Annotated in this window: 18 protein-coding genes and 1 pseudogene; 11 read left to right on the forward strand and 8 right to left on the reverse strand. The window is 56.9% G+C overall.

Translation table 11 applies throughout. From position 1 onward, the window contains the following. Positions 1-25: 25 nt before the first annotated feature. Positions 26-427, forward strand: a complete 402-nt coding sequence (locus HW554_RS18110; RefSeq protein ID WP_317170905.1) for a GNAT family N-acetyltransferase — start codon at positions 26-28, stop codon at positions 425-427. A 390-nt stretch (positions 428-817) separates the two neighbouring features. Beyond that, positions 818-982, forward strand: a complete 165-nt coding sequence (locus tag HW554_RS18115; RefSeq protein ID WP_176909963.1) for a hypothetical protein — start codon at positions 818-820, stop codon at positions 980-982. Positions 983-1,671: 689 nt separating this feature from the next. On the opposite strand, the gene HW554_RS18120 is transcribed toward HW554_RS18115, so the two are convergent. Next, on the reverse strand, positions 1,672-1,965 hold the full coding sequence (locus HW554_RS18120; RefSeq protein ID WP_176909964.1) for a hypothetical protein: 294 nt from the start codon (positions 1,963-1,965) through the stop codon (positions 1,672-1,674). A gap of 436 nt (positions 1,966-2,401) precedes the next feature. Here HW554_RS18120 and HW554_RS18125 point away from each other — a divergent pair, with 436 nt between their 5' ends. Beyond that, entirely contained in the window at positions 2,402-4,123 is a 1,722-nt protein-coding gene (locus HW554_RS18125; RefSeq protein WP_176909965.1) for a T9SS type A sorting domain-containing protein, read from the forward strand. Positions 4,124-4,841: 718 nt separating this feature from the next. Then, the gene (locus HW554_RS18130; protein WP_176909966.1) at positions 4,842-5,459 is read left to right on the forward strand and encodes a leucine-rich repeat domain-containing protein; all 618 of its coding nucleotides are present in this window, start codon (positions 4,842-4,844) and stop codon (positions 5,457-5,459) included. 80 nt (positions 5,460-5,539) lie between these two features. On the opposite strand, the gene HW554_RS18135 is transcribed toward HW554_RS18130, so the two are convergent. Beyond that, positions 5,540-5,986, reverse strand: coding sequence for a hypothetical protein (locus tag HW554_RS18135; RefSeq protein WP_176909967.1), 447 nt, complete (start codon positions 5,984-5,986; stop codon positions 5,540-5,542). Positions 5,987-6,376: 390 nt separating this feature from the next. Between HW554_RS18135 and HW554_RS18140 the strand changes: the two genes are divergently transcribed. The 7 genes and pseudogenes from HW554_RS18140 (at position 6,377) to HW554_RS18170 (ending at position 14,260) form a co-directional block, all read left to right on the forward strand. After that, complete coding sequence (locus HW554_RS18140) at positions 6,377-6,841, forward strand: hypothetical protein (protein ID WP_176909968.1); 465 nt, start codon at positions 6,377-6,379, stop codon at positions 6,839-6,841. A gap of 57 nt (positions 6,842-6,898) precedes the next feature. Further along, entirely contained in the window at positions 6,899-7,723 is an 825-nt protein-coding gene (locus HW554_RS18145; protein WP_176909969.1) for a hypothetical protein, read from the forward strand. Between the two features lie 4 nt (positions 7,724-7,727). After that, a complete protein-coding gene (locus tag HW554_RS18150) occupies positions 7,728-8,039 on the forward strand; it encodes a hypothetical protein (RefSeq protein ID WP_176909970.1) in 312 nt (103 codons plus the stop codon). A 148-nt stretch (positions 8,040-8,187) separates the two neighbouring features. Further along, a complete protein-coding gene (locus HW554_RS18155) occupies positions 8,188-9,306 on the forward strand; it encodes a T9SS type A sorting domain-containing protein (RefSeq protein WP_317170906.1) in 1,119 nt (372 codons plus the stop codon). A gap of 227 nt (positions 9,307-9,533) precedes the next feature. After that, positions 9,534-10,094: pseudogene (locus HW554_RS18160) on the forward strand (recombinase family protein); the annotation flags it as partial. A gap of 78 nt (positions 10,095-10,172) precedes the next feature. Beyond that, positions 10,173-11,252, forward strand: coding sequence for a Fic family protein (locus HW554_RS18165; protein ID WP_246285469.1), 1,080 nt, complete (start codon positions 10,173-10,175; stop codon positions 11,250-11,252). A 548-nt stretch (positions 11,253-11,800) separates the two neighbouring features. Further along, positions 11,801-14,260, forward strand: coding sequence for an RCC1 domain-containing protein (locus HW554_RS18170; RefSeq protein ID WP_176909972.1), 2,460 nt, complete (start codon positions 11,801-11,803; stop codon positions 14,258-14,260). Positions 14,261-14,464: 204 nt separating this feature from the next. On the opposite strand, the gene HW554_RS18175 is transcribed toward HW554_RS18170, so the two are convergent. The 6 genes from HW554_RS18175 to HW554_RS18200 form a co-directional block, all read right to left on the reverse strand. Further along, on the reverse strand, positions 14,465-16,837 hold the full coding sequence (locus HW554_RS18175) for an erythromycin esterase family protein (protein ID WP_176909973.1): 2,373 nt from the start codon (positions 16,835-16,837) through the stop codon (positions 14,465-14,467). Positions 16,838-17,930: 1,093 nt separating this feature from the next. Next, positions 17,931-18,461, reverse strand: coding sequence for a hypothetical protein (locus tag HW554_RS18180; RefSeq protein WP_176909974.1), 531 nt, complete (start codon positions 18,459-18,461; stop codon positions 17,931-17,933). 259 nt (positions 18,462-18,720) lie between these two features. Next, positions 18,721-19,104, reverse strand: a complete 384-nt coding sequence (locus HW554_RS18185) for a helix-turn-helix domain-containing protein (RefSeq protein WP_176909975.1) — start codon at positions 19,102-19,104, stop codon at positions 18,721-18,723. 88 nt (positions 19,105-19,192) lie between these two features. Further along, positions 19,193-19,396 (reverse strand): type II toxin-antitoxin system HicA family toxin, encoded by a 204-nt coding sequence (locus HW554_RS18190; RefSeq protein WP_176909976.1) that lies wholly within the window; start codon positions 19,394-19,396, stop codon positions 19,193-19,195. Between the two features lie 441 nt (positions 19,397-19,837). After that, on the reverse strand, positions 19,838-22,420 hold the full coding sequence (locus HW554_RS18195) for an erythromycin esterase family protein (RefSeq protein ID WP_176909977.1): 2,583 nt from the start codon (positions 22,418-22,420) through the stop codon (positions 19,838-19,840). A gap of 247 nt (positions 22,421-22,667) precedes the next feature. Next, complete coding sequence (locus tag HW554_RS18200; protein ID WP_176909978.1) at positions 22,668-23,180, reverse strand: hypothetical protein; 513 nt, start codon at positions 23,178-23,180, stop codon at positions 22,668-22,670. Positions 23,181-23,686 lie beyond the last annotated feature (506 nt).

A 23,686-nucleotide genomic window follows, 5' to 3' on the forward strand; every position in this document is an offset into this window, starting at 1 on the left:
ATCGGTTAACTCGTGACGACGCATAATCCAAAGCTACGACAGCTGTCCACACGCTCTAGAAGAAACGAGCGCGTTGATTGGCTATGCCGGCCTCTCCGGTATTTCCAGAACCAATCACTCAGGCGAATACTTCATTTTCATTGGCGAGAAAGCTTTTTGGGGGAGGGGCGTGGGCACGGCGGTGACCAAGCAAATCGTAGACATTGGCTTTACCCACCACCAGCTCAATCGGATTATGCTCACGGTTTCGGAATCGAATACAGGCGGCTTAAAAGCGTATGCTAAAGCCGGCTTCGTCGTGGAAGGCCGGCTACGACAGGCCTGTTATCGGCAGGGCTTATTTCACGATAAAATCGTGATGTCCGTGTTGAAAGCAGAATGGCAACCGCAACACGCAGCCGTTGGCCAGACAAGGCGGGCAAGCTAACGTCTTCTGCCTTTAAATGCGTTATTGCCCGACAGATAGAAGGCTGGTCTAAATGCGGCTTTTGGACCAGGATTTCAATCAAGGCCATCCTTCTCTCAGACACTGGGTATTACCAATGTTACGCATATTACTGGTGTTACCTATATAACCGGTGTTACCGGTAACACCGGTTATATAGGTGCCGCGACTTCTTGATAACAGGCTGAAATCAGGCCGGAATCGCTACTTTCGGTTGCCGCGCTTGCAGCCCGTTTTATTTGCTTGTCATGACTTCTTCTTATCAGGTTGCTTACCGGGTCCTCCGTGACTACCTGAACGGGCTACTGCATCCGTGCTTGGCCCATCAGGCGCTTACCGACGTGCCGGCGGCCCGGTCTGGAAGTATTCCTGATGGGCAAAACCCAATACCAGGATGAGGCTGGCCGGCACATGATTTATGGGACGGACCTGGCCGCATGGACGACGGACATCAGCTTTGGCGCCTGTCTGAGCGCACCCCTGCCCCTGGCTACCTTAGACGTGGCTACGCTGCGGGCGGCCCCTTCCGACAGGTGACGTGGAATAGACTCACCAGGTCCCGTTATTAACGCAATCGAGCAGGGGGGGAGGCCCCCCGCTTGACAGTGCTGGAACGGTTACTGGAAGCGCTTGATATCTTGCTCGGGACAGCTCCCCCCTGGGACCGGCAAAGCCACTGGCCAGCTACGACCTGCCGGGCAGCTATGCCCGCAACCTGGGCATGGTCTCGCAGCGGGCGGACGAGTGGCAGCTTCCTGAGTTTGGCTCAACTGCCCGAGCCGGCGGCACTAGGCACTTTCATTTTACGCCAGGTCAGCATTGCAAGCCTCTGTGTTGCCAATCCTCTCATGCCTGCTGTTCCCTGGTCATTAAATCGATTCACATGTTACTAGTGTTACTAGTGTTACTAGTGTTACTAGTGTTACTAGTGTTACTTGTATTACCAGTGTTACTAATGTATTCGCAGACCGAAACTGCCCTCAACTCGCTTTATTCAATTTCATCGTTAGCAGCTGGGCTGCTCTTTTCCTGGGGCTGCTCAAAGGAAAGAGACTTTGCGGGCCGATCATAGTAAATAGCAAAGTGATTCGGCCCGTCCTTTATCGTCCCGTCATCGGAGAGGTGTATTGAGGGGGAAAGTCAAATTGCTCGCGTAGCTCGGCGGCGTCGATAGGATCAGTAAAGCTGTAATGCAGCTCGTCCCCCTGGTCAAACCAGAACCCGCTCTAGTGCCAATGATGGGAGGGGCGGTTATCCTTGGCCAGCAGAAAATCAATGACCGGCCGCAAGTGGTCGGTGCGCGCGTTGTGGCCGGGACCCTGCTCGGAACCCTGGGCAGCTAGCTTAATTCGGACCGTGGGCGAATCCGCTCGTACTGGCGCGTGGCCGTGGCTGTCTTCATACGATTTAAGAGCGTTGCCCAACGCCTCCATTTCCGCTGAGTTGTCGGGATTCGTGCTATCAGGGGAATCCAAGCGGCTCATTCCCGCTTGGTACTCCTGCTCATTTTGAATAGTCATGTCAGAGAGAATTTTTCGCGTTTTAACAATTGCCGAGCACATGCCCACCAGGTTATTAAGCCGTCCGCTCCAATACCTCTTCGGCCGAAATTGTCAGCTTCGGATACATGCGGCGCAGAAAGTAGCCGTCGGCCGGCCGCCGGCCGAGTCGCACTTCACTCAGGCGCGACTCGTCCAGCTCCTGGAATTGGGCCAGCTATTCTTGCTTGAGCCGGCGCTTGAACAGCTCCACCTGCTGAGGTGGTCTAGGCAAGGCGGACAGAAGAAGTATACGTCCTTCTTCTGTCCGCCTTGCCTAGACCACCTCACGTAATATCCTGCACCTTCGTATTTTACCGCCTTATTTCAACCTGAGTCGTCGTTGCTGCATTCAATTGCCGCCGCTGACAAGGGTAATCAGCAAAAGAGTAAAAGAAACCTCATAACAGCGCACTTTATGAAAAATACTACCCCAATAACTCGGCTGATCTGTCTGTTTACTCTTGGCTGCCTGGGTCACCTAGGGGCATACGCACAGGCCCCGGCCTGGCAGACGGCGTTGGCCGTGAGCAGTGGTGGGACTTCAAGTGTAAGGGCCACCGCCACCGATGCCAGTGGCAACGTGTACGTGGCAGGCTCGTTTCAGGGTACCATCCGCATTGGTCCGACCACCATGACCAGCTATGGGCTCTCCGATATATTTGTGGCCAAGTGGGACAAGGCTACGGGTGCTTTTGTATGGGCCCAGCGCGGTGGTGGTACCGCCGAAGAGGATGTTGGTGGACTGGCCGTTAACGGCGCAAACATATACGTGACGGGCTATTATTACAGCTCTCCCATTGCCTTCAACGGAATCAACTTGACGAAATACCCCGGAAACAGTCCTGATATATTCGTACTTAAAGTCTCAGATGCGGGTAACCTCAGCCGAACTGAGTGGGCGCAGCGCGCGGGTGGTACCAACGTAGATTTTGCGACGGGGGTGGCCGTGAGCGGCACCAGCGTGTACGTGGTGGGTTCCACGGCCAGCATAACGGCTACTTTTGGCAGTGTCGCTCTGCCAGGCAGCGGCGCCGATGTCTTCGTGACCAAGCTTACGGACGCGGGCAGCTCCGGTAGTTTCGTGTGGGCCCAACGGGCGGGTGCCGCTTACGGCGATGGGGCGCGGGCCGTGGCTGCCAGCGGGCCCAACGTATATGTAGTGGGTGGCTTTGAGGGGCCATCCATCACATTTGGCAATACTACCCTAATGGGCAGCGGCGTGGATGAATTGGCCTTCAAGGGGTTTGTGACGAAACTTACGGATGCCGGAGCTACGGGCAGCTTCACCTGGGCCAAACGCTGCGGCAACCCCGGTTCGGCCACTGCTGTGGCTGTGGCTGTAAGTGGTGCCGCTGTGTACGTGGGAGGTACTTTCACGAAGGCGGCTACTACCTTCGGGACTACTGTTCTGACCAATGCTGGTTCGGCCGCCACTACCGATGTGTTCGTGACCAAGCTGGTGGACGCGGGCAACGACGCCAGCTTTGGCTGGGCCCAGCGCCTAGGCGGCGTCAACGACGACAGAATAGGGGGGATTGCCGTGCGAGGGGCTGAAGTGTACACAACGGGTTCTTTCAGTGGTTCGGTCAGTGTAGGTAGCACTTCTTTGAACAGCGTCGGCCGCACCAACTCATTCGTCGCCAAATTGGCCGATGGTGGCGCGACAAGCAACTTCGTTTGGGCGCAGCAGGCGGGAGGCCCGGGCTCCGCCATCAGCCAGGGTATAGCCCTGGCCGATGCCAGCGTGTGGGTGGGTGGGGAAACAGTGCCACCGGCTAGTTTCGGCACGCAGCTTATTACCAGCCCCACCACTAATACTCTGGGCTTTATTGCCTTGCTTACCGACCCCAGACTCCCGCTGGCCACCGCTAACGCCGGGCTAGCTGTCGGACTGCGTCTGTGGCCCAACCCGGCGCAGGCTGCAGTTAATGTACTGCTGCCGGCTTTGGCAGGGGGCAGTCCGGCCACGCTCACACTGCTCGATGGGCTGGGCCGCGTAGTACAGACGATACGGGTATTGCCGGTCGCGGCCGGCGGCCCCCAGGTACTGAATTTGACCGGGCTAATGCCGGGCCTCTACCACCTACGCATACAGGCCGGCGGACAGCAGGTCAGCCGGGCGCTGGCAGTGGAGTAGCTGTGGTTTTAGTGGCTGCTAAATGATATCCAATCAAAGTTGCGGAGTAGCCGCAAGTAGCCACATAGCGGCTTTCGGTTGGTAGCACAGTGGATGAAAAGAGCAATAGCGGCCTTGGTTAAAAGTTTGGTCCAAAAGTCACATTTTATCCCTGTACACACTTGAAAATCAGTCATTTTAGGCACGATAACAGGCCGTTATTGTACCCTATCCGCAGAACGGGGGCTATTTAAATCACCGTTTTGGTAAACCCTCCACGTAAGTTTACGACTCAGCATATCCACTCAATGAGCTTTTCTTGGTTGGTCCGCCTTTCGCTCTCTTCCCAGCCGCTGAGCTTGCGCCTGTTCGTGCTCACGTTGAGCATCGGGTGGCTCGGAGCCGTCAGTGCGAGCGTGTATTTGCTACAGTATATTACGAAGCATAGCGGGGTGAATGAAATGAGCACTGCTTGGCTGGCCCTCGCAGCCGTCGGGCTGCTGGCTGTGGCCGGGCATGCCGCCTTGGTTCGCGCGAATCGCTGGGCGGGAGTATTCCTCTTACTCGGCGCATGCGGGGTGGGGGCTTTTCTGCTGTACTGGGCCTTTTGGGTCGCCGTCGTACTGGGGTTCATTTACGGTGACTAATAAGACCCTCGTTATTTTTGAACACTGCGCGTTTACCTTCGGACTCTTTTCTTGAACTCTTAGCGTAGCCCTTCAGAAGTTCAGGTAATCACATGCGTCTTTCCTTTATGGCTCTGTTTGAGCGCCGCTTGTTTACTTCGATTCCTGAAGCCCTAGCGGCCCCCGTCTGCTATCGGTTGCACCTATGGATAGAAGACAGCCAGGTACAGGAATGGGGGCCGCAGCTGCTTCGTCTGCCCCATCTGCGCGAATTGCATCTCAAAGGTCTACACACCGTCTTCAACGACCTCACATACGACCTACCCGAGGCATGGGGCCAACTGCGGGCGCTGCGGGAAGTGCAGTTGCTGAATTTGCCCGTTGCTTTCCCCACCTGGGTGCGAAACTTGCCCGACTTGCGCACATTGACCGTACGCGGCACGGACGCCACGTGCCTGCCGGAGTGGATTGCCGAATGCCAAGCCTTGCAGACGCTGCGCATGGAGAATTGCGCCCTACAGACCCTGCCTGACTCCCTGCGGCATATGGTGTGGTTGCGGCACTTGGGTTTGTCCGACACGCAGTTGCCGCGCTTGGATGCCGCCCAGTTTCCCCGCCGCCTGCGCTCTCTCGACCTGGGCGGTTCTCGCCGATATTCGCCCGCCGATTTAGAGCGCCTGCGGCAGGAATTGCGCTCGACCAAGGTTAATCCAAGGCTCTTACCATTATAAAGCTCCTTTTTTCAAACACAGAGCGTTCACCGACCCACCGTTTGGCTGAACTTCGCTTAGGAATTGTCCATCAACTCTCGCTACTCACGAGCCGACACTAGTACTGCCGATTTATTAGCCGTGTTCTCTTGGCGTTCCACAGCTTCTTCGGAACGAAGCCGGACCACGTTCCGGTAGCGACCTGCTATGCTGTCGCGCCACGGGATAAACTGTTCATTGGGAGTGCTTTTTACGGCCACTGGATGCGTGGAGCCGGTGGTTTGGAAATAGCCCAACACCCCGATGACACTGACGGATTTATCGGGATTGAATATCATATATCCATCCAAGGACGAACCGTATTCGTGATAGTCCACCGAGACGTCGGGCGTGGCGGACCTGGCGGAAGTGCCCCAGTAGAAGTAGCTGTGCCCCGGTTCGTCCACGCGGGTGATGCAAACGTCGCCGTAGCGATAAGAGGACTGGTGTCGACTTGAGCAGCCAAAAAAGGCCAAAAAGGCCAACAGGGGCAACTGGCTTAATTTCATTAAAGTAAAGAAACGCTCGTTTTTCTATTCCGACCGGTTTGCTAATAACTATATTGCCTTTAATATTGACACCTTGCAGTAAGCTGATTTCGTCCGCATTCGACGGGCCATAAATTGGCATACGAACGAAGGTGATTTTTAGACCCCAAATTCTATTGCTTTCGCGTTTTTATAAAATGCATCATCATATGAATAAATTACCCCTAAACCTTGCCTCGCATTAAGAAAATAATACTAATAATTGGCTGACATAAGTTAAGTGATTTATGTGAAATTTGATCAAAAAAATAGCTTTTAATAGATTCAAAAAAACATAAAAACATAAAAATGAATACTAGACTAATAAACGTAACACTTTTTGTAGTTTACCTTTTAATTACAGGCTGCAAAATGGAGGCTGAAAAAGATGTAAACATACGGAATTCAAACAAAAAAATAGATTCAAATGGATTAAAGTTGAATCTGCCAATAGGGTGGAAAAATGTACCTATGAATGACAGCAATGTAAAAGCTTTTAAAGCAAATTGCACAGGCAGCGAAATGTTTTGCGATAATATCGTAATCCGTATTATACCAAACAACGATATTAAATTAGACCAACTTTTAGATGATTATGTATCTGAAATGAATAATAATTTTCAAAAATTAAATATCGATTATAAAGGTAAATGCTCAAATAATAATCAGGACATTGTATACATTAAATATAATTTTAACGAACAAAATATAACTATATTTTCAACTATGACATTTGTTAGAAAAAACAATAGATTATTTCAGGTGAATACATCTAGTGGCAGTAAAAATAAAAGTTATGACATAAAAAACATACTTAACATTTCTTGTATACACTAATTTTCTGACTTCTCTGAATATAGTGATTTCGCGAACAGTGTGTCCACCTGAGTAGAGATGTCTATTTGTGCTTCTTCTTTGAACGATACATATAGACAGTATTATTCCCCCTATGTGGGTATGGGAAATAACCCAGTCAACAGTGTAGATCCAGATGGAGGAAAGGACTGGTTTCGGAATAAGTCTGGGGCCTTGGAATATGATGCGAATGTTCTTAATCAAGCAGATGTAAATTCAAGGCATGGTGGTGGTGAGTATGCAGGAAAAACAGCATCAGGTTCTTTAGCAAATGGCAGTTATGTATATGGCTTAGCTGACGGTTCAACTTGGACATACTTAACTCCAGTCAATGTTGTAGGTGAAAAATATAATAGCGCTAAGGCTATGATGAATTTCTCTAATGATTATTCTATGGGTATACTTATCTTATCAGGCGGCCTAGTTTCTGGTGGTGCTACTGCTATAGAAGGAGCGGTGGCGCTGAGAATAGCAACTTCTTTAGCAACAAAGGGAACTACTAGTGCTCTTGGGCAAATTGTAGGAGCATCGGGAGATTGGAGACAATTAGATGTTGCTGATGTAGTTCTAGATAGTTTTATAAAATCTCCTGTTAAGAATGGTCTTGCAGACTGCCTTATTGATTATAAGCCATTTTCTTTAACAGGAAATCCTATAAGTTCACCACTATTTGGTAACAAGCCACGCCTTGCTTCAGGGGTTGAAGCTGTTACGTATGCGGGAGTTGGCAAAATTGCTGATTTAGGTGTAGGTAGAATAGGCGCAGCAAGAGTCCTTATGCAAGCATCAGCTAAACTCGCTGGTTCTTCTGTTGGAAATTTCGGAGCAAATCAGATAAATCAACGTATTCCACAAGGAAAATAATAATATGAAAAACCTATTCATTGTATCCATTTCAGTGATAATTATAGTTGCATTTATATATTTGGGGTTTCAAGCACGTAGAACATATAATAACATAAAAAATAGTGGGGCATGCGTAGAAGCAATTATATTGGATACATACTATTTAAGAAGTACTTGGAAAACTAAAGTATTATATCAATATTCCGGAATAAGGTATACAAATAATGTAATCCTAGAAAAAAAACACCATGTTGGAGACACCGTAACTGTCAAAATATCTAAAATCTCACCTGGCAGTGAAATAATTGAAGGATACGGCAGTATTTGTGATTGATTAACATCTTTTAATTACAGTTTGCAAAAACAATAAAATGAATTTAAAATTTATTTTCTACTCTGCCTTAACAGTTTCACCACTGTTAGCATCGAATGTCCAAGCTCAATGGGTCAACCAAGGTCCGGGTGGAAACTCGTTGTCCTCAGTGTACTTCGCCGATGCCAATATTGGCTGGGCTTGCGGTACTCGTGGCACTCTGTTCAAAACCCGCGATGGGGGTACCACTTGGGATGAGTTGCCTAATTTCAACACGCCCGGCACCAGCAACCGCCTTAAAGCTGTTTCCAACCCTATTCCGCGGCGTGTCATTTTGATCTGGGAGCTGCCGCCCTCGGCCAGTGAGCCCAGCGTCATCTACCAGAGCGAGAACTTCGGCCAGACATTCACGATCTACGAGTACGGTAAGTTCAACAACTTCTACATGCGCGATGAGACCACCGGCATCATGGTGGGCGACGGCGGTTCATTGCGTATCACGCGCTCAGGCGGCGTCCTTTGGATTGAATCCCGCAGTGGTACCCAGGCCAACCTTTACGATGGCAACTGCCCAACCGGAGAAGATTGCTATGTTGTTGGCGACGGGGGTACACTCCGCAAAAATATTGGCTCCCTCGGCACTTGGACAGCCCTTAATAGCACTACCTCGGCCCGGCTTAATGGCGTCTGGTTCGCTGATGCCCAACACGGCGTCATCGTCGGTGACAGAGGCACGGCCCTGCGCACCCAGGATGCCGGTATAACCTGGGCTCCCATGGCCGTCAATACGACTGTCAACCTTAACGATGTACGCTTCCTCAACTCCCAAGTAGGCATTATTGCGGGCGAGTTAGGTACTGTCTTGGTTACCACCGATGGTGGTACCACCTGGCGTAGTGAGCCCACTAACACGTTCGAAACCCTTAATTCTATTACCGCTTCGCCTGATGGCAAGCATATCTGGGTAGCCGGCGGAGGTGGCGTCGTGCTCAAGCGTGGAGCCGTGGTATTGGCTAATTCGTCCGCCGTCGCTGCTGTCGCTTGGCAGGCATACCCCAACCCCCTAGCCAGTACGCTTACCGTGCAGCTACCCCGCACGGCACAAGGGAGCTGGCAAATAGCTCTGCTCGACAACTTAGGCCGGCCCGTGCTAGAGCAGCATGGGACCCAGGCTACCTCATCCCAAGTTATTAACCTTTCCGTCTCCGAAACACTCCCGGCCGGTGTTTACATTCTCCGCCTACAAATGGGTGAATTCCGCGAAACTCGGCGCTTCGTTAAAATTTAGCAGATACACACATAATCATACCCTCCTTTCCGTGAACCGCTGAACTAAACGCCCCGCAAGTTCCACCAAAGCTTGGAACGGCCATTTGGTGCCCTTGCCGAGTTTAAGAAACTCGTCTACCAATCAAAGTTTACGAAATGCCGTTAGCAGATGAGTTTCGTAAACTCCCCTGTATGAAGATTGGCTACGCCCGCGTCTCGACCCGCGACTAGAATTTAGAACTACAACTAGACGCCCTGACCCAGGCCGGTTGCGAGATCATCTACCAAGAAAAAGCCTCCGGCGCCCTGGCCGCCCGGGTCGAACTCGACAAGCTCTTGTTACAGGTGCGCCCGGGCGACACGGTCTACATCTACAAGCTCGACCGGTTGGGCCGCTCGCTCAAGCACCTGCTCGACCTAGTGGCCGAACTGCAGCGCCGCAACATTGGCTTGATTTCCCTGACCGACGCCATCAACACCCACTCGGCTCAGGGCCGGTTGGTGCTCAACCTGTTTGCTTCGCTGGCCGAGTTCGAGCGCGAACTCATCCGCGAGCGCACCCTGGCCGGGCTGGCCGCGGCCCGGGCCCGGGGCCGCGTCGGCGGGCGCAAGCCGGGCTTGTCTGAGGAAGCTCAGCGCACGGCCCGCGCGGCGGAACTGCTCTACCAGGCCCGCGCGCTCAGCGTCGACGACATGGCCCGCAGCCTGCGCATCTGCAAGGCCACCTTCTACAAGTACCTGCACTATCGCGGCGTACCGCTGCACGTGCAGCCCTTGCCCAGCCCCCTCGCCGTGCCCAGCCCCTGAGGGAAGGAGAACTGGTGCGGCGAATAACGGGTATATTCACCGCAGATTATGCGGCGAATAGGATCTTACATTCATTAGTTGCCGAACTGGCCGGCCTTTGCCTGGAACCCGGCGGCCCTGGAAGCCTTGCTGGGCACGGTTCGTCACCAGCAGGGGCGCCTGCTAGGCAGGCTCGACGCGCTGGGTGTGGACCTGCGGGCCGAAGCCACGTTGCGCACGCTCACGCTCGACGTGCTCAAGTCCAGCGAAATCGAAGGCGAGCTGCTGCCCCCCGCGTCGGTGCGTTCCTCCATCGCGTGGCGCCTGGGGCTGGAGCAGGCCGCCTTGCCCCCCGCCGACCGTCGGGTGGAGGGCGTGGTCGCCATGCTGCTCGACGCCACCCAGCAGGCCGACCAGCCCCTGACGGCCCAGCGCTTGTTCGGCTGGCACGCGGCCTTGTTTCCCACTGGCTACAGCGGCCTGTACCCGCTGCAGGTGGGCACGTGGCGTACCGGTCCGATGCAGGTCGTGTCCGGGCCGCTGGGCCGTGAGCGGGTGCACTACGACGCGCCCCTCGCCAAGGACCTGGACGGGCAGATGCAGCAGTTCCTGGACTGGTTCAACGCCGACCAGGGCTTAGACCCCGTACTCAAAGCGGGGCTGGCCCATTTCTGGTTCGTGACGATCCACCCCTTCGACGACGGCAACGGGCGCATTGCCCGCGCCATTGCCGACCTGCAACTGGCCCGCGCCGACGGTACGGGGCAACGCTGCTACAGCATGTCGGCGCAGATCCAGGCCGAGCGCCAGGCCTACTACGACCTGCTCGAGGCCAGCCAGCGCGGACCCTTGGATGTCACGCCCTGGTTAGCCTGGTTTCTGGGCTGCCTGGGTCGGGCCCTGCAGGCGGCCGAACAGACCCTGGGCCAGGTACTGGCTAAGGCCCGGTTCTGGGAACGCCACCACCAGACGCCCTTCAGCGAACGTCAACGGCAACTGCTCACGCGGTTGCTCGACGGCTTCGAGGGCAAGTTCACCACGGCCAAGTGGGCGCGCATAGCCCATTGTTCGCAGGATACGGCCGGCCGGGACATTGCCGATCTGCTGGCCAAGGGCGTGCTGGTGCACGAAGGCGCCGGCGGGCGTAGCACCAGCTACCGGTTGGCCGCCGAAGCATAGCCACCCCTGGGGGTCTTGCGGCGGCAACCAGACAAGCAACTAAAGAATGGGAGCCCAACCGGTTCCGGGGCCTATCCCGCTACTTGGAATGCTTGCTACGGATGGATACCCATACTGCACGTAATACTGCGAGCAATGGCGATCAAAAATTGAGCGATGTGGTGCAGGAGACCTCCCATATGCTTAGCGGATGAATTTAGTTTGAAACAGTCCAAGCGCAATAGTAACGGATTGCGTGCAACTAGCGACGGCACGCTACTGGGGCAGGAAAGGGAAACGGCCCGCTGCGAGCGGGCTCCCTTCTCGGAATCGGCACTTAACGTAACATGCGTTATAAACCTCACCTCGGAATATGGGCGGTTTTGCTCCCCACCGCCCCTACCCTCCAATTGTGGTACTTTACCGGTGAACTATGCCACACACAAGGGTCGGGGCGCGGACCTTGACGATAGGAACCACAACTGCTACCTAAGCCTGCACAAATGCCCTTCCCATAGTATTATTGTACAGATTTTTGCTTTCCGTCTGCCCCCTTTTCTATCCAACCGATGACGCACGCTTCCTCCTTCTGCCAGGCCGGTACCCCCGGCCTTTTCTACCAACTCCTGGTGTGGCTGTGCCTGCTGGGCGCAAGCCTGGGCACGGCGCACGGCCAGCGTTTGGCGGCTGGGGGTGATTACTCGGTTTCCATTCGCCCCGACGGCACGCTGTGGGCCTCTGGCAATAACTTCGTGGGCCAGCTCGGCAACGGTACCCGCGTGGACCAACCGATTCCGGTGCAAATCGGCACGGCCAACACCTGGGAGCGTGTGGCGGCCAGCCGCACCGGCCACACGGCGGCTATCCGGACGGACGGCACCCTCTGGACCTGGGGGTCTAATTCAGCCGGCGAGCTCGGCCATGGCCCCGGAAACAATGGTCTTACACCGGCCCGAGTCGGCACCGATACCTGGCGGCGGGTGGCCGTTGGTGTCAGGCATACCGTAGCGGTGCGCACCGACGGTACGCTCTGGGCCTGGGGGGAAAATTCCCGGGGCCAGCTTGGCGATGGCACGGCCACCGACCGGGTGTTGCCTCAGCAAATTGGAACGGCCACTACGTGGAGCAATGTGGCCGCAGGTGCCTTTTTCTCGGTGGGCCTGCGCACCGATGGCACGCTGTGGGCCTGGGGTGATAATTTCCAGGGCCAACTCGGCGATGGTACCCTGGCCTCCCGGAATACCCCGGTCCAAGTTGGCACGGCCACAAATTGGCAAAGCGTCGCAGTGGGGGGCTTTCATCTCGTGGCCGTGCGTACCGACGGCACGCTCTGGGCCTGGGGCAGCAATTTCCGGGGCCAACTCGGCGACGGCACCACCACCAACCGGAATATCCCTACTCAAATTGGTACGGCCACGAATTGGCAACGCGTGGCCGCCGGTGCCGACCACACGCTCGCGGTGCGTACCGACGGTACCCTGTGGGCCTGGGGCTATAACGCCGACGGCCAGCTCGGCGACGGCACCACCACCAACCGGCTGGTGCCGGTGCAGGTGGGCACCCTGGCCACCTGGCGGGAGATTGCTGGGGGGAGCACCCACACCGTCGCCACCCGCACCGACGAGTCGCTGTGGGCCTGGGGCAGCAACGGCAGCGGCCAGGTAGGCAGCCCGGCGCTGGCTACGGCCCGGGTGCGGCAGCCCGAACAGCTCGGTACGGCCACGAACTGGCAGCAGGCAGCCGTGGGCAACCGCCACACGGTGGCGGTGCGCACCAACGGCACGCTGTGGGCCTGGGGCGAAAATGCGTTCGGCCAGCTCGGCGATGGCACCACCACCGCGCGCAACGTGCCCACCCAGGTCGGCACGGCCACTGACTGGGGCAGCGTGGCTGCCGGCAACAACCACACGCTCGCGGTGCGTGCCGACGGCACCCTATGGGCCTGGGGCGACAACGCCAGCAGCCAGCTCGGCGACGGCACCACCACCAACCGCCTAGCCCCGGTGCAAATTGGCACGGCCACGAACTGGCAGCGCGTAGTTACGGCTTCCACCTGGACGCTCGCGGTGCGGACCGATGGCACTCTCTGGGTATGGGGTTCGGGCATCAGTGGCTTAGGGACCTTGTTCGACTCGTATCGTCCCACCCCAACTCAAATCGGTACGGACACGAATTGGCAACAAATAGCCATGAACGGCGGGCGCGCGGCGGGCGTGCGCACCGACGGCACGCTCTGGGTTTGGGGCCGCAACTTTGGTGGCTGGCTCGGTGACGGCACTGAAATCGACCGGTTTGCGCCGGTGCAAATCGGTACGGCCACTACCTGGCGGGAAGTGGTTTTTGGCGAGCGTCACGCTTCTGCTGTGCGCACCGACGGCACGCTCTGGGGCTGGGGCGACAGCTTTTTTGGTCAGGTAGGTGATGGCAACACCACCACCCGCCCGACGCCGATACAGGTAGGTCCGGCCGCCGGGTGGCGCAGCATGACCGCCGCCGCTCTCCACACCCTGGCTCTGCGCACCGACGGCACACTCTGGGGCTGGGGCTCCAACTCCGGAAATCAGCTCGGCGACGGCACTTCCGACATCCGCTATGCCCCCGTACAAATAGGCACGGCCACGAACTGGCAACAGGTGGTCACCAGCAGTTCGGCCCACACAGTGGGGGTACGCACCGACGGTACGCTCTGGGTGTGGGGCCGGAACGACGAGGGCCAGCTCGGCAATGGCCAGCCCTACCGCAGCCCCGTGCCCCTGCTCGTTTCGGGCGGTTCCGGCCCGCTGTCGGCGCGCGGGGGCCGCTTGGCCGCCAGTCCCCTGGTGCTGGCACCCAATCCGGCCCGCGAAGTGGTCACCCTCCCCGGGCTGGGAACGAACACCCTCCTGCGCCTGCTCGATGCCCAGGGCCGGCTGGTGCGCACCGGCGCAGGCGCTCGCTTGTCGCTGGTCAATCTGCGTCCTGGCGTGTACTTGCTGCAAGCCACCGTACCCGGCCAGCCGGCCCGGACGGCCCGCCTGATGGTCGAGTAAGTCCTCATCTAGCTGCGGCGGGCCGCCACTCATGAAACAGTTGTTCTTTTTACGTGCTGCAAACGACGACCGTTTGCAGCACGTAAAACGGGCAGATTCAGCGGTTCCGGAAGGACATGAGTACCGACAAAGAAGCGCGGAAGACGACCCAATTTTTCTTCCCGGCTTACGTGCCAGCGCCCCCGCCGAAACAAAGTAGACACGCTACTTCAGATGCTGCGCTGCTTTTGACTCCCGAAGAAACAGTACTGCGTCGAACTCACGGCGCAGCTCGTGGGAGGCAAAATTCTGCGCTGCCTCCTGAATGCCGATGTCGCGGAACTGCTGCTGCTGAAAAAGCCAGGCATTGGCATCATTTATTTCCAGCTGACGCATATCCAGCACGAAGGCGGGCAGTTTGGTGGCCTGAAACCAAGCCTCGTAAGAGCCAGTCGGGGCCGGTTGTGCGGCTACCGAATGAAATGTTCGACCGCCCTCTGCCGCGTAGCTGCCCTGCCCGAAGGCAAAGCCCAAAGACAAATACAACGGACCAAAGCTGTCGCGCAGCCACTCCCCCAGCGGGCGCTGGCCTTGGGCGGAAGTGGCCACGTGCGCATTGTGCGCCCAAACGGCCAGCTTGGCCGGGGTGCCATTCAGGCCCAGGTTTTGACTTAACCAAACCACGTTTTCGGCCATGCAGGCGTCGCGGTAATCGCCGCCCTGGCGCAGGGGCAGGCGCCGGAAAGTGGCGCCCTGCTCCAGCCGGCGCAACTCAAACAGGAAGCGTGCTTGCTGGCGCATAGTCCAGTCAGGGTTGCGCACGAGCTTGAAACGGGTATCGAGGCCGGTACGCAACTCGCGGGTGAGGCGCAGCAGCGTTTGCAGGCGGGCATCGTCGGGCTGGTGGGGCGTTTGGAACAGGTCAATGGCGGGCCCACCGCCGCTGCGCGGAATCTGCGCCAGCGCCGCGGCCAGCTCCCGCAACCGGGTCTGCAAAAACGCGTCGTCGGGGCGAGCCGCCTGTTGCAGGAACGCCAGCACGTTCTCAGGCGCCTGCATATCCATGCCTGCGAACTGTACTTTGGCCACACCGGGGCGCTGGTTGTGAGCGCGCAGGTAGCGCAGCAAGTCCAGTACTTCCTGGGTACCAAACGGGCCCAGGCTGCCCACCAGCCGGGCCGGGTCGCCCTGTCCAGTTTGCAGGTACTGGTTCAACGGCTCGCAGTCGGCGCTGCTTTCCAGCACGAAACCCTTAAAGCCCTCTTGCTCCACCAAGTAGCGCACCAGCCGGTGCTTCATCTCGAATATACTGCCCGAACCGTGTGTTACCTCGCCTAACCCTACCACCCGCACGTTGCTAATCAGTGGCCCCAGCGCGGCCAAATCTGGCGTTTTGACTGCCGTACCGACCGCCGGCGCAAGGACCGGCACCGGCACCAGCGCCCGACGCAGCCAGGCTACCTCGGCGGTAGTGGGCGCAGCGGGCGCGGGCGGCGGGGCCGGCACGTAGGGCCGCCCATTGAGGCTGAAAGTAAAATCATCTAGCAGCACTATGGCCGGACCGGGCAGGCGTAACCCCAGCGACAGGTCAGCAGCAAACTCGTCGGCGGCCACCGGTATGTCCAGGCTGAACGCAGCCCACTCCGCCCCAGGCCGGGGGGGCGGGGGCAGTTCTACCACCCCGTAAGTCCACTGTGACTCGGTGCCGCCGCGGCCAGCGGTACCTAGGCGGGCATAGGTGAAAACTGGTGAGACGGGTGCGCCCACTCCGGCTGGGACTAGCTGGCGCCAGTAGCCGCTCACCTTTAGCATTTTGCCGCGCAGTTGCGCTATGGGCAGCGTACCTAAGTACACCACAGGCACCAGTTCCCCGGGCCGCTCGGGCGGGGCGGCCGTCAAGCGCAGACTGCGGCGGCCCTGTCGGGGCAGCAAGCTATCCAGGCGCAACGTGACGCGGGCGGGGTCGGGGCGGGCGGCGGCGGGTGGCAGTTGCTCAAAGCTCCAAGTGGGAGTCTGGCGCTCCTGGGCGGTCAGTAGCAGGGCCTCCGTGCCGGCTAGCGGCTTGTCCTGATACAGGCGGCCGTTGATGCGTACCTCTAGGTCATCGAACCAGACCTGCCCGCTGCCATAGACGCGCACGCCCAGGCCGAAGGCGGTAGCGGTTGGCTTCACTGCCAGCGTTACCTCCAGGCGGCGCCAATCCTGGTTGGGCGGCAGGTTTTCGAGCTGGTCGCGCCGGTCTTTGCCGTCGTCGTTATCAGGCGTGTGGGCGTAGGAATAAAGTCCGGCCTGGCCCGCGAAGTTACGGGTGCGTACCCAGCCACTCACCGTTACGAGCCGGCTGCGCACCGAGTCTACGGGAAAAGAAAACAAGGTATAAATGGCTGCGAAAGTAGGTTCGGCGGCTTTTTCCAAGTCGAGGTGGAGGCTGCTCCGACCCTGCCGGAACGTCATCGTATCGAAATCTACGGCCGTGCCACCGTCGGTTTTGCGAGCCCACAGCAGCAGCGGTCGGCCGCGATTGGCATCGGCTTCCAGAGTCAGGTTGAGTCGAGCCTGGGCCTGAGCCAATCCGGGCAGCATACCCAGAGCGCTCAAAAGGAAGCAAAGCCATTCTCGTTGCGATAGTCGGAGCATAGGAGGGATAGTGGACAAGGACAAGCAATTTAGTTAACTGTGCCCGGGCTATCTAGCGGCGAAGAACCAGCATCGAGCCGCGTGGTGAGGTCCTGCAACTGGAGCTTAGCTTCTCGCCAAAATACTATACCAGTCGTGTCTTAGGATAAGGCTCAAACTCACACTTATTCCAAGAGTGGGTTTATAACTCGCATTATGTTAATGACCTATTCCTATACCATAAGGTCTTACAGGCAATCCCAAGTATTTACATTTCGTTTACTTTCTCTAGCTTCCAGCCTCTTAATAACTGGCTATTTACAAGGCTGTACTATGGCTCTTTCCAGCAAAGTATGGGTAGGTCTAGGTTCTTCGCTCATTGGAGTAGTGCTCGGCATGACTCTTAGTAAGGCGATGACTAAAGTGCAGACCTCCAGTGAACGGAACGGAAGCCATCTGGTCGAGTATGAGGACGCTTTTGTCAACGCAATAGTGTTTCGCAGGGAATTGCGACAGGTAGCAAACGTAGATTCACTCTTTGCACAGGACCCGTACTTCAACCGGTACATCCGTATTATACACCATGATTCGGTGAGTATGGAAGCCTTGTCTGTTCCTCGCGCTGGTGAACGCGGAAACTACTATCTCATTCGGGGAGATACCATTACGCAGCTGTGGATGCGCCCGCGAAAATCCCGCTAGGTTAAGGTTGTCCGAGAAGTAGGATTATGTAAAAGGTCACAACCCTGACATAGGTAGGATGATTTGCACCACCCCACTGCCCCGAAAATCCTGTTTGCGGGTGTCCATGCAAGCGTTTGGTATCGAGTTTACGAAACTCATCTCGGTTTCGAGTTTCGTAAACTTTGAATCGTAGACGGGTTTCTTAAACTCGCCCCGCGCTACAGTGGTCTGTTTGCACCTGGTGCTAGCCAGCTGCTAGGCGTTCACTGAAAGGAGGGTTAAAGCCTGCTTATATGGTCTTTTCCCGCTGTGCTATCTATTCTCTTCTTTTCCCAAGGCCCAAATAGTACGGCGGGGCAATGCCTGAAAAACCTACTGTTTCGGGGGTCAGCTAAAGGATAAAATCCAGTGTGAGAGCAGGAAAAACCCTGACCTGGCGGTCGATTACTTTCATGTCGCCTGCCTGGTATTCAGCTCGAAATCCATTGACTACAAAAATGTTGAGCCCAGTCCGAAAACGGTCAGTGAACCGGAGGTTGGTGCCGAAGCCCGCCCCAAAGTTTAAGTCGTTTACCTCACCGCTGCCTCCGGCTAGTGCCCAATGATAATTCGTGTACACGGCGCCGACGCCCACCACCGGCTCTACCAATTTGAAGTTGGTGGGTAAGGAGTAGGTCAAGAGCCCGATGCCGGCGCGGCTGTACTCGGCTGCTCGTTCATAGCCAAATTGATGAACCCCGGCCAGCTTCACGCCCCAGCGCTGAGTAAAGCGGTAATCTGACTGAATGCCCAGGGCGTTGTAAGTGCCCAACACCCCAACAGAAAACTTGCGCACAGGGTACGCCGCAAGGGAAGGGGCTGCTTCTTGACCAAGTGATGGTAGGGCAGCCAAACCAAAAAGAATTGATAAGGTGGTTTTCATTAAAAGGGAAAAGTACGAAGGCAAACAAGGTACGGTCCAGGTGCTAGACGGCCGCTCACCGCACGGCAATAGTTGCTGCTACTGGGAGAATCGGTTCAGCGAAACGGTGGGAAAGGTAAAAGGCAAGTGCAGACTCATTAAATAATGTCTGTCACGTGATACAATAGACCCTGTGGGCTTTTTCTCGATAAGAAAAGAATGGATACAAAAAAGCCTGCATTTTGCGCAGGCTTTTAGGAATATCATGATTGATGTTAGCCTAAGCAAACTCCATTTCGGAAAGCTCCCTGCCTACTTGACGAATACCCTCCAAAATGCGGTGGGTTTGCTTTTCGCTGGGTGTTTTTACCCCCGAAATATATTGTGAAAGCAAGGATTGCGTCATGCCCAAGCGCTTCGCTAATGCAGAAGCATTGATGACTTTATAGGCGTCAAAAAATGACGGAAGGTCGCAAGTCAATTTTGCATCATCAATCGTTACGCCTGGCGCGGTGTCACCAAGTGCCAAATTCAATACGGCTACAATATTTGCCTTGAGTTCGTCGGCATTGACACCGGTAGTGAATGCGCCCACGGCCTCGCAGTAGGCGCTATATCCTGTTGAGGTTTTCTCAACAATCATCTCATATTGGGGCTTTTTCATGGTTAACTGGTTTTCTGTTGCTGTATCTGTTGCTGGCATCTAAAGGTAATAAATAAACTACCTTTTTAAGTAAAAAGTTTCGGCGCGCCTATTTGAGCCCCGCCTGTTTTAGAAGTTTTGAAGCTAACCCCTTTCCAACTTCGCTACTTCCGTGGAAGGTCACCGAGATGCAACCAGTTGGCGTAGGGGCTTTTTTGGTGGGATGACACATGAGGAAGTGGCTTCCGGGCTGCTGTTCGGCGATGTACCATCCATCGCGTTGAAGTCGTTTTAGTAGTTCGCTGCTTTTCATGCTCCAAAGGTAGTAAATATACTACCATTTTGCAAATAGAAAGTGTGCTGGCGCGGATAGCGTATTTTAGAGTCTTTATCTTACTACGTCTCGATGCGCCGCTTGCTAAAGCAGGGTCAAGCAAACCGTTTGGGCGGAGTGCACGGAAAGGCTTCTGCTTAGGAAGGCCGTTCATTCAAAGGAGCGTTTGTGGTAGAAGGTCGCCTGCGAGCGGCCTGCTGTCGCAACGACCTGTTTCACGCTAAAATCGTGATGGCAGTCGTGAAATAGGTTGGGCCTTTTCATCGCATAGGGGGGGATAAACCTGCCTAAGCCCTATGGCCAGATATTATGGGCTTGGCGTGCCTGCAATTGCTTATTAAACAGGTAGTCGAGCGGCATACATATGCGCCGTGGTAAGCACTTGCGGGCTGAGGGAGAAACGTGTTGCGACGCGTGAGGTTATTTTCCCCCTTCTGCTGGTAGCAGCACCTGGTAAGTATCCCAGAATTCGGCCCGGTAGGGCACTTTGCCGGCTCCTTCCAGCAGGTTGCCTTGCAGCACCAGCGGCCTGGTCAGCTCCACGCTGGTGGTGAGCAGCTCGTGAATGTCCTGCCAGTGGTGTTTTTCTTGACTTTCGCGCATTACGAAGTCAAATGTTGACTCCCGCCGGGCGTATTTGAGGAAGTACGTGCCTTTCACTTCCTCGTACTGGTACACGTCGTGGTGCTTCGCGTAGTTCGTAAAGGGCTGCGTAAACCCGAAGCGTTTGAAGACCTTGGGCTTGCTCACCTCGTAGGGGCTGCGCGTGGTGAAGGCTTCGTACTTCACCACTGCGAAGTTCTCGGCATCGACATACACGGTGCCCACGTAGGCATCGGCCGCCGGGTAGCCGTAGGGCGTGGTGAAGGCGCTGGGCCGGTTGCACACGAAGGTTACTTCGTGCACCGACCGGCCGTTGTACTGCGTCTGGCCGTGCAGGGTGAGGGTGTACTTCGGCATCGTGCCGTCCTGCAGGGGGTTGCGGGTAGTCAGCACGGGGTCGGCGACCCACAGCAGCCAGAAGGACGGCTGGTCCTTGAACTCCTGTAGGGTGGGGTCGCCGGATTTGCGCTGCTGGCGCAGCTGCAGAAAGCGGTAGCGGCTGGTGTGTTCCCAGCTGCCCCGGCGGTAGCCTTCTTGGTCGTAGTAGTCCAGCGCCCCTTCCTGCTGCACCCGCAGGGAGTCGTTGCGCCAGTACTGGGCCCGCGAATACAGCTGCATGCTGTGCGCCTGCTGGGCGTAATTGGTTGTGATGTGCTCGCGGGCCTTGGTAAGAATGGCCGCGGCGCTAAGCGGGGCCCGCACTATCACATCGCCCAGCATGTGCTCTTGTAGGGTGAGGGGCACGGCCAGCAGCGTTCCGGCGGGCTGCCGGGCCAGCGCCCGCCGCACCGTGGCGTAGCCGATGCAGGAAATCTGGAGGGTGTCGCGCGCGTGGGCCGTGGGCACAAACAGCGCAAACCCGCCGTCGAGGCCCGACACCGTGCCCGTGCCGGTGCCCCGGATGCCGATGCTGGCAAAGGAGACGGGGGCGCCGGTTTTGGCGTCGCGCACCAGCCCCCGCAACTGGTGGCCGGTCACGGGCACGGCCGCTACGGTTCCGGCCGCCAGGTTGTTGGTCGGGCGCATGGTTTGGGTGTAGAACAGGCCGTCGAACACCTCCGACCAGGGGGCCCGCACGGGCAGGTAGCCCAGGGGGGAAGCGTAGTAGCTGCCAGCCGGCGTGCCGCGCAGGTTCACAAAGCCCGTGGCGCAGCCCCGCGCCCGAAACGCCTGCTCCACGCTGCCGGGCGGCGGCGTGGGCACCGGGTAGAGCCGGAGGCTGTCGCCGACCCGGCCGTAGGTGCCCTCGTAGGCCACGAAGCCCAGCGCGTACACTTGGTTGCCCAACTTTTCCTTCACCAGCCGCCCCATCGGCACGGCCCCGTTTAGCGTGTGGCGCAGCATGGTGGGCTGGTTGTCGTTCGGCTTGTCGTCGTCGTCCACCTCTGTGCGCTGCTGCACCGCCAGCTGCTTCGCGTAGGCCTCCGTGGTGGCATCGTCCAGGTCGATGCGCTCCACGCGGTTGGCCAGGTGGTAGGAGGCGGCCCACACGATAATCTTCGGGTGCTGGGGCTGTTGGGCCAGGAAAAGCAGGTTGTCGGCCATCTGCGCATCGCGGTCGTTCTGGTTGGTCGGGGCCACTTGGCGGCGGGCCTGGGCCTTCGCGTCCTGGTGTGACCGGGCCACCATCTTGAGCCACTGCTGCCAGAAGGCCACCCGGACGGCCTGGTCGGGGTATTGGGCGGCCACGCGGGCCAGCGACTGGCGCGTGCGGGCCAGCCAGCGGGTCAGCGCCACGGTGTCGGTGGGGTGCAGCTCCTCGTGTTTAAAGTCGCCGCCCGCCAGCTCGGCCAGCAGCTCCTGAGCGGGGTAGAAATCGGCCGCGCGCCACTTCGTGCGCCGGTCCTGGGCCACGAATTCACGCAGCTCCGGCAGCAGCAGCTCGTGCGTGTACTCGCCGACGAGCTGGCAGTCGAAGCCCGCCACCTGTAGCCGGGGGTGGGTGCCCAGGTAGTCGGCCAAGGCTTTAAACTCTTGCGTGCCCGACCAAATCCCCTCGTACACCGAATTTTGCAGCGCCGGCAGCACGGGTTTGCCCGCCGCTATTTCCCGGCGGGCTTTGTCCAGGGCGTACATGTCGCCCTCAAAGGCCAGGGTGGTGAAACCCAGCGAGTCGTGCAGGTAGCGAATCAGGTCGATTTTGGCTTCGAACGTCGTCGCGTCGTCGTGGGTCTGTTCGCCCAGCATCACCACGCGGGCATCCCCGATGGCCTGGCGCAGTGGCGTGTAGCGGCCGGGCGCGGCCGGGGCCAGGCAGTGCAGCGGCAGCACGGGATTGGGGAGGGTGGCCGGCTGCGTTTGGGCCAGGGCCGCCGGCAGGGCCAGGCCGTTTCCCCATAGCAGCAGCGCCAGCCGAAGCAGGGTGCGGGGCAAGTAGGTCGTTAGCAGGTTTAGCGTCATAGGGTTTTTTTAACCAGCTTTTTTCGTGAACCTAAGTGGCTTTTACCCGGTACCCCCGGCAGGTGCAACGGTTCGCTCCCGAGGAGGCAATCGGATGCATCCGTTCCGGGTGAAACGTGCCGCATGTGCTTCAGCGTATTATCAACCTCATTGTGCTTGGGGTAAATTTACCTCCCGCTGCTATAAAAAGACCGGTTAGCGGTCTAAGAAAACGGTCCGAATAGAATAACGAGCTTATCTGTGAAGCTTAGAATAATATAAACCCCAGGACCGCGTACACGAACGCAGTCAAGGCCGTGTACTGGTATAACCTCACGCTACGCTCGTTAGACAAAGCAAAATACGTGCGCACCGCTGGGGTCGTCAGCAAATACAAAGCCGCTGTCATCATCGCGATGTTGAGCCAATTCTCGATCACCAGAGCCCGCGGCCTGTGCGTACGAATAACCAAGGAGATTACGGGAACAACCCAGAAAAGCAGGTGTAAAAACAAGATGCCTGCGTAGGCCAGCGGGCGGCGCCTAAAGGCCGCCAATGCCGCGAGCACCGTTCCTACAAAAGGTAGCAGCATATACCCCAAGGCTAGAAGTTCAGCGTCGAGGAAAGGAATATTGTACGGCCCGATGTGGCCCGGATGAAACTTATAAAATGCACTGATTTTTATGAGAATGCCGTTGGCGGCAAGCAGAACAAGTAGCCCCCAGTAACTACGAATTGCTGTTTCAATCAACCGCAAGGAAGGAAAAGAAGGAATAGACATGAAACAAGGCCGTGAGCGGCTGGAAAAAGCATAAAAAGGCGAAGCTTCGCCTGCACTGATTCAGCGAAACGGTCCGAAGGTAAACGCGGCCGTTTAGTTGAAGCAGCCATTGGGGCGTCGCAGGTTTCAGGCTTTCTTTTCGCTGTTTCGCGCCATCATGAGCAAGCCAAGCGAGCCGAATGTCACGGCCAGACCTGTCCAAGTAAGGGTGGTGCCCATCGACCGGCGTGCGGCGTGCGCCTCCGGGGTCCGCTTATCGTTCGGACGTGGGTGGTCGACTCCGTATACTAAGCCAATTCCCATACCACTTAAGAAAATGCCGAGTATGGCGATAGCAAGGCAAACTGCTTTTTTATGTGTTGGCTTCATGGTACACAACAGGCAAGAAGGGAAAAGGAGAAATAAAGCAAAGGTGTCACCTCGTTAGGCATTCCCAACACCTACTTCCAAGTATAAGGCTGGGGGTGAACAGAAAAGCGCCAAGTCTAATTAGGATTGTTTTCCTA

It is taken from the genome of Hymenobacter lapidiphilus (genome assembly GCF_013377885.1).
Taxonomy (GTDB): Bacteria; Bacteroidota; Bacteroidia; order Cytophagales; family Hymenobacteraceae; genus Hymenobacter; species Hymenobacter lapidiphilus.